The sequence below is a fragment of the Caldisericota bacterium genome, assembly GCA_034717215.1.
Taxonomy (GTDB): domain Bacteria; phylum Caldisericota; class Caldisericia; order Caldisericales; family Caldisericaceae; genus UBA646.
Genome location: JAYELD010000120.1, coordinates 1 through 7,487, shown reverse-complemented (window position 1 = coordinate 7,487; position 7,487 = coordinate 1). Strand labels below are relative to the sequence as shown.

The following is a 7,487-nucleotide window of genomic DNA, read 5'->3' as shown; positions in this document are numbered from 1 at the left end:
TGAACAAATTTCTGCTTTTATACTACAAAAAATAAAAAAAGATGCTGAAGCATTTCTTGGCGAAAAAGTAGAAAAAGCAGTTATTACTGTACCGGCTTATTTTAACGATGACCAGCGACAGGCAACAAAAAATGCGGGAGAAATTGCAGGATTAGAAGTGGTACGGCTCGTAAACGAACCAACAGCTGCTGCATTTGCTTATGGTATCGACAGATCTGACAAAGAATTAAAAATCCTTGTTTTTGACTTTGGCGGAGGTACATTAGATGTTACAATTATGGACTTTGGCGGAGGCGTCTTCCAGGTAAAATCTACCGCTGGAAATACACAGCTTGGCGGAAGAGATATGGATGAAGCATTAGTTGGTTATATTAGTGATAAATTTAAAAAAGAAAATGGCATTGATCTTCGCAATGATAAAATGGCGATACAACGTATCAGAGAATCTGCAGAAAAAGCCAAAATCGAACTCTCTTCTGTACTCGAAACTCAAATTAATTTGCCATTCATTACAGCAGATGCAGCAGGACCAAAACATCTCGTGATGAATATTACTCGTGCTAAATTAGAATCACTTGTTGACCCAATAATACAGAAATGTAGTGACCCATTAGAGAGTGCAATAAAGGACGCAAAACTCACTCCACACCAAATTGATAAAATTATACTTGTAGGTGGGCCTACCCGTATGCCTATTGTGCAACGCTTCCTAACTGATTATGTTGGAAGAAAACCAGAAATGAGCATTGATCCGATGGAGTGTGTTGCAAATGGTGCAGCGATTCAGGCTGGCATCATTGAAGGAAACGTGAAAAATGTCGTACTGGTTGATGTCGTTCCTCTTTCGCTCGGTATTGAAACGCTCGGTGGTGTGTTCACAAAGATGATCGAGCGGAACAGCTCCATTCCTACTAAAAAAACGCAAATATTTACAACCGCAGCACCTAACCAAACTCAGGTCGAAATACATGTACTTCAGGGGGAACGGTCACTTGCACAAAACAATCTCTCGCTAGGGAGGTTTATTCTTGATGGAATTCCACCAGCACCCCGGGGAATACCACAAATAGAAGTAACATATAATGTTAATGAAAATGGAATCCTCCATGTCACGGCAAAAGACAAGGCAACTGGCAAGGAACAACATATTACCGTAACAAATACAAATAAGCTTTCCGAAGAAGAAGTGGAACGAATGAAACAGGATGCAGAAAAATTTGCCGAAGAAGACCGAAAGCAAGCTGAAGAAATCGAGCTTAAAAATAAAGCAGATCAGTTAGTTTACAGCGGGAGGAAATTTATACAAGATTCCGGAGAAAAAATTAACCCAGAAGATAAGACAACTCTCGAAAATGATTTAAATGAACTTGAAAAAGCAGTAAAAGAAGGAAACATCGAGAACATAAAAGAAGCAACGGATAAGGTAAATAGTATAATGGAAAAAATTGGAACAGAAATGTATCAGTCTTCTGATAAAGAACAAACGACTCCGCCTCCTGATGATAAAGATAAAAAAGAAGAAGGACCAACTGTTGAAGGCGAAGGGACAACAAAGCAGTAAGATATGGCTAAAGACTATTACCAAATTTTAGGCGTTTCAAGGGACGCAACTGCCGAAGAAATTCAAAGGAGGTACCGGAAATTGGTAATGAAGAACCATCCGGACCTCCATAAAGATAATCCTAATTCATCAAAAAAAATGGCAGAAATTAACGAGGCTTATGAAATATTAAGCAGTCCTGAAAAACGTGCTCAGTATGACCGTTTTGGCACTGTCGGACCTGAAGGCAGAGCTGGTTATGGTGCAGGTGGATTTGATTTCAATGGTTTTTCTGCAGGTGATTCATTTAATTTTGAAGACCTCTTGAGAAATTTTGGTTTCGGAGGATTCGGAGGATTTACAGAAACCAGGCAAAGAACTGCACCAAATGTGAGACAGCGCGGAGAGGATATGCAATATCCAATTGCCATAACTCTCAAAGAAAGTATACTTGGAACAAAAAAAGAAATTAAACTAACCAGAAATGAAGCTTGTGCTGTATGTAAAGGAAGTGGACTAAAACCCGGTACTGGTTATACAACCTGTCCAACATGTAAGGGTGCCGGAACCGTAAAGAGAATTCAACGATCTATTTTTGGTGAATTTATTATACAAACTACTTGTCCCACCTGTCATGGCCTTGGTAAAATAGCAAAAGAAAAATGCTCATCCTGCGGAGGTACCGGTGTTACACGCGCACAAAAGATAATTGAAGTAACAATTCCTGCTGGAGTAGAAACAGGAATGAGAGTAAGAATACGAGGCGAAGGGAATGCCGGTGTGCATAAAGGCCCTCGAGGTGATCTTTATATACTAATACGGGTTGAAAAAGATCCGCGGTTTGAAAAAGTGGAAGACAAACTTTACTATACTACTCATATTGCCTTCCCAGAAGCTGCACTCGGAACAAAAATTCAAGTTCCACTTATTGAGGGTGGGTATGAGAAATTAAAAGTACCGGCTGGCACCCAGAGTAATACAGAACTGATAATACGCGGAAAAGGAGCTCGGCTTGTTGGAAATAGAAGAAGAGGCGATCTTATTGTTAAAATACAGGTAGATGTGCCAACACGTCTTACGCCCAAGGAGAAAACTCTCATTAAAAAATTAGGTGAAATTTATAATGATAAAAAAAATAGCTGAGTGTAAAACAAAAATAGTAGTAACCTTAGGGCCCTCTACCCTGGACCAGAAAAAAATAGAAACTCTGGCAAAGCTAGGAGTTAGTGTTTTTAGAATTAATTTTTCACATGGTACCTCTGCACAACACAAAGAAACGATTCAATCTATTAGAGAAGTAGAAGAAAAACTCAATTTGCCATTAGGTATATTGCAAGATCTGCAGGGACCTAAAATAAGACTTGGAGAATTTGAAAGCGGTACTGCTTTTTTAAAAAAAGGTTCGGAATTTATACTTACCACAAATAAATTGAGGGGAAACAACCGAATCTCCTCGATAACTTGCCAGAATATTGATAAGGATGTAAAAAAAGGAGAGCTCATTTATCTAAACGATGGATTAATTAAATTAGAAATCCAGAAAATTACGGGAAAGAACATATACACAAAGGTTATAGAGGGTGGAATAGCAGGCAACCATAATGGAGTAAACTTCCCTACGTCACATCTCTCTGTAGCGTCAATTACAGAAAAAGATAAAAAAGATCTCAGATTCGGGCTTGAAAATAATGTCGATATGGTTGCACAATCGTTTATAAAAACTGCTGAAGATGTATTAAAACTCAAAAATTTGATGAAGTCAACTGGGAAAGTTATTCCCATTATAGCTAAAATAGAAAAGTGGGAAGCAGTTAAAAATCTAGAAGAAATTGTTGAAGTTTCTGACGGGATTATGGTAGCAAGGGGAGATCTTGGTGTCGAAATGTCAATTGCTGAAATTCCCATTACGCAAAAACAAATAATCTCTCTGTGTAATGAAAAAGGAAAACTGGTAATTACAGCAACTCAAATGCTCAGTTCAATGGTAGACAATCCTGCTCCAACGCGTGCAGAAGTAACAGATATATCAAATGCTATATTTGATGGAACTGATGCTGTAATGCTTTCCAATGAAACGGCTATGGGAAAATTCCCTATTGAATCAGTGAAAATGATGAAACAAATTATCCAATCTACTGAAAAGAGTTCTTTGTTTAAAAGCGTTATGGAGAAAAATACAATCATACCAGGATACGATGTCCCCGATGCAATTGCTCGCTCGGCAGTAGTAATAGCCAAGAGTACAAAAGCAAAAATTATTATATCGGCGACAGAGTCTGGTAAAACTGCAATGCTCGTGTCAAAATACAAACCACTTGTCCCCATATTAGCTCTTACTCCAAAAGAAAAAACACTTAGATTTCTTTTGTTAAAGTGGGGAGTGTTTCCAGTTAAAGTAAATGCCTTCAAAACTGTTGATGAAATATTAGATACAGGTCCAAAAATCGCAAAGCATCTACATTTCCTAAAAAAAAATAATTTGTATGTAATTACCGCAGGATCACATACCGGTGTAAGTGGAAGTACTAACCTTATAAAGATTGATAAAATTTGATATCGGTGTCTTAAAAATTTTTCACTACCCAACAGAATCCTTTAATCAACTTTCCATTATGCTCTCTTAAATTGATAAAATTTTCTGAAATTAGTTTCTTCTTATAATATTCACATGACAAAAATAGAGAAAAAAGCAATTTTAGGCATCATCGTTATGACTCTTGTTTGGGGAGGAACCTTCCCTCTAATAAAAATTCCTTTAAACTACATGTCACCTGTGATACTTCTTATGTACCGATTTTTTTCTCAGTACTTTTCGCCACTCCCCTTTTTATAAAAGGTTTTAGAAATAATAGAAAAAATCTTTTAAAAATAATACTGTTAGGAATCATTTTATACATTGCTTATTTCACTCAAACAATAGGACTTGAATATACTACTTCCTCTAAAAGTGCTTTCATTGCAGGTTTATATATTATTTTTACACCTATCTTTGTATTGTTCTTTATCCGCGAGAAACTTATGCGTAAACTCGGTATTTCACTTATTCTCGCAATAATTGGTCTAGCGCTACTGGCGAATATCTCTTTAAAGGATTTCAATTTAAATTTTGGTGATTTTATTACCATAATCTCTGCAATAACTTTTTCTATACAAATTGTCCTTACAAATATATATGCACAAGAAACGGATATCTTCTTTATTGCTGCAACTCAGATGATTGCGACGTTTCTTGTAGGTCTCCCTTTCAATGGAAACTTTTTACAGATATCGTTGGGTCCCCTCATACAAATATTTAAATCCAGATAGAGCAGTCATTCTGTTTACACTTGAACCAGTATTTGAAGGTATTTTTTATTTATCTTTCTTCAGGAGAGATTGTCAAAGGGTGGAACCATAGGAGCTTTTCTGCTGCTTGTCGCAATGTGCCTTGCCACTACAAGCAAGGTAAAAAAATTGCTGAACATATAGTAGTAGAATACCCATCTCTCTGTAGAAGAAAGTCCATTATATTTTCCTTAAGGATTTATTTTGGTGATCTTTACCGAACAGGAAAAATTTTTTAAAGCTGTCAACAAGAATTAACATTTTTAGGTTAATACCTAAAATTAGCAAAAAAAGAGCCCAGCTATCCTACAGAAAATATGCTAATTTTATCATTTTCACCTAATATTTATATTTTTTTGCACAAAAAGGCAATTTATGGTACAATAAATGCATACAGAATAAAATCAACTCAACCCAGAAAAATCCTTGCCTTCTTAAAGTTTTTATAAAACATTCTAATCCATTTAAGCGCGAAATTCAAGCAAATTGATATAAATGTACTTCATTAACAAATTTTTTAACGATGGCTACCTTAATTTCATGCAATAAAAAATCTTAGATATTACGGAATAATTTTGTATATTACTGACTGGTATTTTGTGAGTACAAAAGTTTTTTTGCAAATTTACGCAAGAACCTCAGGAAAAACATTTGTTTCTCCCGTTATTGACTTTTTCTGTAATATTGTTAATATTGCAGAAAACATAGAAAAGCACTAAATTTTATAAAATTTAGTGCTGATAAAAAACGAAAAACTTGTAATATCGAAATATTTTTATTTTGATAAAATTTTTGTAAATTAGAAAATAGGCAAGGAGGAGAAAATGGTAAAAATTAATAAAGAAAAACTTATCGATGAATATATTAATGAAATGAAAAATAGAGGGTATTCAAAAATGACTGTTCGGAATGTTCATTACCTCTTAAGCAATTTTATGGCTCATTACGAACTCCCAGATAAAAATAATATATCGGATTATCTTTTTAATGTAGATGTTAATAAGAATACAAAAATTACCCGCTCATATATTTTGCTTGCCTTTGCAAAATATATGAAAAGAAAAACAGGTATTAATTTTGATATTGGTATCCCAAGGTTAAAAAAATCAAAAAAGATGCCGGTATATTTAACTAAAAATGAATTAGGAAAATTACTTGATGCATCAAGAAAGAATATCAGAGATTTTACAATTATAGCATTTTTTATTCAGACAGGACTAAGAATAGATGAATTAATAAACTTACATACCAAAAACGTGGATTTGCAAGACAAGACAATAAAAGTGCATGGCAAAGGTGACAAAGAAAGAATTGTTCCTCTGTCAAAGGATCTTGTGAAAATTCTTAAGACATATCTTAGTGGCAGGACAGAAGGCTATTTATTTATGTCACAAAAGGGAAAACCATTTTCACCCAGTGCAATACAAAAAATGGTAAAGAGATACACGCAAGAAGCAAATTTAAAAAAGAAAATATCTCCGCATAAATTAAGACACACATTCGCAACACTCGCACTTGAGGCAGGAGTAAATCCATTTACATTAAAGGAACTTCTTGGCCATAGTTCTTTAAACACTACACTGATTTATACTCATATTACCCCGGAAATATCGAGAGACGCAGTAAAGCGTGTAGCTGCAATAACTAAAGATGTATTTGAAAAAAAATAAAAGTGATGTATCTAATGAATCTTTATGATTAGTTGTGGAGTATCAAAATTAATATAAATATGGAGGTATGTTATGGATTTAACTTTTCAGCTATTTTACAATCTGACCTATCACTTTTAATAGATTGGCTTACTTCAGAAACGTGGCCTTATCATAGCAACCCACAACCTACTCCCGAAGAAATCCGGGAAGTATTTGAAAAAGGAGTCTATAACAATAGTACTTCCTGCAAAACTTTTTGGATCATCTTAGACAATGATAAACGCACTGGCTTAATCCGCCTGTATGACTTACAGGATAGTACTCCTTTATTTGATATCCGAATTCTCAGTGTCTATCGGGGCAAGGGAATTGGTGAACGAGCAACAAATTGGACCACCAATTACATATTCACAACATGGCCAGATAAACGCAGAATTGAAGGATATACGCGACAGGATAATTTGGTAATGCGAAGGGTATTCCAAAAGTGTGGCTATGTTAAAGAAGCCTGTCATCGTAAGGCCTGGCCGTCACAAGATGGTAAATATTTTGATGCTATTGGTTATGGAATCCTAAGAGAAGATTGGAAACAAAAGAAAATAACTCCACTCAATTGGGATGATGTAGGTTTTTAACGCTTTCTCTTTTAAGCAACGAGATTAATAGCAACTGCAAGATTTTGTAAAATATTTCGTTTTGCGGTTACAATATAGTAATTGCCTTTTACCCTATAAACCCCTTCTCTGTATCTTTGTGGCTCATCATGTAAAATCCATTTTATGTTGTCAAGGATATTTCTCTTAATAGAAAGCGTAGTATCGATCAACAATATAAAACTATCAGGTTTAAGATAATTTACTCTATCTAAAATCGACTTGAGCTCTCCCACTGAAATATTATTCGGTGGGCTCTCTTTACACTCGATCATAACCAACTTTGTGCCAACTCTTGCTACAACATCAATATCTCCC

Annotated in this window: 7 protein-coding genes; 6 read left to right on the top strand and 1 reads right to left on the bottom strand. The window is 35.1% G+C overall.

All coding sequences use genetic code 11. From position 1 onward, the window contains the following. The 6 genes from dnaK to U9Q18_04810 all read left to right on the top strand — a co-directional run. A partial coding sequence (gene dnaK, locus U9Q18_04835; GenBank protein ID MEA3313683.1) for a molecular chaperone DnaK occupies positions 1-1,561 on the top strand: 1,561 nt, incomplete at its 5' end. A gap of 3 nt (positions 1,562-1,564) precedes the next feature. Next, on the top strand, positions 1,565-2,683 hold the full coding sequence (dnaJ, locus tag U9Q18_04830; GenBank protein MEA3313682.1) for a molecular chaperone DnaJ: 1,119 nt from the start codon (positions 1,565-1,567) through the stop codon (positions 2,681-2,683). Beyond that, positions 2,664-4,094 (top strand): pyruvate kinase, encoded by a 1,431-nt coding sequence (gene pyk, locus U9Q18_04825; GenBank protein MEA3313681.1) that lies wholly within the window; start codon positions 2,664-2,666, stop codon positions 4,092-4,094. Before dnaJ ends, pyk begins: the two co-directional genes overlap by 20 nt. 167 nt (positions 4,095-4,261) lie before the next feature. Beyond that, the gene (locus U9Q18_04820; protein MEA3313680.1) at positions 4,262-4,846 is read left to right on the top strand and encodes a DMT family transporter; all 585 of its coding nucleotides are present in this window, start codon (positions 4,262-4,264) and stop codon (positions 4,844-4,846) included. A gap of 842 nt (positions 4,847-5,688) precedes the next feature. Next, positions 5,689-6,534, top strand: coding sequence for a site-specific tyrosine recombinase/integron integrase (xerA, locus tag U9Q18_04815; GenBank protein ID MEA3313679.1), 846 nt, complete (start codon positions 5,689-5,691; stop codon positions 6,532-6,534). A 59-nt stretch (positions 6,535-6,593) separates the two neighbouring features. Beyond that, positions 6,594-7,151, top strand: coding sequence for a GNAT family protein (locus U9Q18_04810; GenBank protein MEA3313678.1), 558 nt, complete (start codon positions 6,594-6,596; stop codon positions 7,149-7,151). An 11-nt stretch (positions 7,152-7,162) separates the two neighbouring features. Here the strand turns inward: U9Q18_04810 and U9Q18_04805 are convergent. Continuing rightward, on the bottom strand, positions 7,163-7,487 hold a 325-nt coding region (locus tag U9Q18_04805; GenBank protein ID MEA3313677.1), incomplete at its 5' end, for a hypothetical protein.